At 50.9% G+C, this 1,644-nt stretch carries 1 protein-coding gene; it reads left to right on the top strand.

What is annotated here, in order from left to right; all coding sequences use genetic code 11:
- The coding region (locus KDK19_RS07980) for a hypothetical protein (RefSeq protein ID WP_257287210.1) at nt 1-1,559 on the top strand (1,559 nt) is incomplete at its 5' end.
- Between the last annotated feature and the right edge of the window lie 85 nt (nt 1,560-1,644).

Here is a 1,644-nt window from a genome sequence, read left to right as displayed (position 1 = left end):
ATCGCGCTTTATGGTCTGTGCTTTTCAGTCTGATGTTGGTGGCTTCCTGTTGGGGGAGTGTTGAGTCACCCGAACAGAAGGCTCTCAGAAATGCCCGGAACAATCTGAACAGACTTTATTTTGATTACGTCTTTGCAGAAGAAAATGAGAGGTTGCTAAAAGCCCTCATGGTTTCAGTTCGGCGAATCCATGACCGCTATGAGCAGGACTGGTGGCCGACAGTTCACTTTGCTCCAGACAATGAGGCAGAAGTGCGACAGCAGTTTCTTACCAGGCTTGTCCAGCAGGCTACCCGCCATACTATTACCAAAGTCACCGGTGACAATGATACGGATGACAGTTACCCGGACCGCCCCATGTTTCACCTCCTGCAGGCATTCAGCCGTGCTCCGGTCATGGAGGAATCCCGGGATGTTCTTGACTGGTACCGAACCCATCCGGTGCTGCTTCAGGGGGTCATAGCTGAAGACCGAATGGACTCCATGGAGGAGCTGATTGAGGAGGCTGTGCAGAACAGTTTCAGAGAGTTTCCGTCCAACCCGCTATCCCGGGAACAGTTAGCCCGGCAGCTCGGCTTTATTCTGGTAGAAATGCAGGAGCTTTTTCTCCGTGGCAAGGCGCTTCGTTCTCTTGGCTTCAAGGTGGACAAACAAAAGCAGAACCCGGAGATTGCCAGAGATCCTGCATTTATTCATTATCTTTCCTTTTTGACTGAGCTGTTTAACAGCCATTCCACCCTTTGGCACAAAGAGAGCCAACGTCGTCGTCATCAGGAAGACCTCTCCGCCCTTTTTATGGAAGCCGATAGTAAAGATTATGGTATTGAGTGGTACCGGCAGGTTCGCAGGATCCTGAAGGGTGACAAAGCGGTGCCTGTGACTCCGTCAACACCCGCTCAGCAACCGAACAAGCCTGAATACCGGGAAGAAGTAGTCGTATTGGCATTCTTTACTGCAGCAATGCTTGCGGCAGGTGGCATTTCGGGAGTCGTAGCCATCTGCAGGTTTTGTAAGGGCCTTATTGATTATGCCCGTCATTCCCAGAGTGCGAGCATGGCGGAGCATGCTGAGCAGGAGAGGGAGTTACAAAAAAAGTTAGGCAAAGCGCTCAACAAACCCGGGCGGAAAGATCCGAAAGCCAGGGACTGGAAACCCGGCAAAGAGGACTGGGAGGAGGTCAGGGACATTATGGAAGGCTACGATAGCGATACTGTGAACAGTGTACTGGTCGGTGCCGGGGCTATTGACCGCCCGCTATCTAACATGGATATGAATCTGCTCTATTCGCAGTTATCATTGACCGGTCTCTACGTTTACTTGAGGCAAGCAGAGTTTATCCAGACAGAAGAAGATAAAGAACGCCAAAAAATGGCGCAAGAAAGATTCGAAAAAATGGAGCAGGAAGAAGAGGCCAAGAGAGACAGAACCGCGACCTTTGCCGAAACCACTGAACTTCAGCAAGAGCACTCCACTTCCTACATTCACAGAAGCAGTGGTTTTTCCACTTGGGACACATCTTCCACTGAAACGGTCAGGCAGCGGGAGGCGACCCGGGACTGAATATGAGCGGTTCACCGGTCAACAATTTCCGCAATTAAAGAGCCTGCCCCTTGTCAATTTGCAGACTTTCCTTATCATGGTTGCT

The sequence above is a fragment of the Endozoicomonas sp. ONNA1 genome (assembly GCF_024606325.1).
Lineage (GTDB): Bacteria > Pseudomonadota > Gammaproteobacteria > Pseudomonadales > Endozoicomonadaceae > Endozoicomonas_A.
This window is presented reverse-complemented; position numbering and strand designations above follow the sequence as displayed.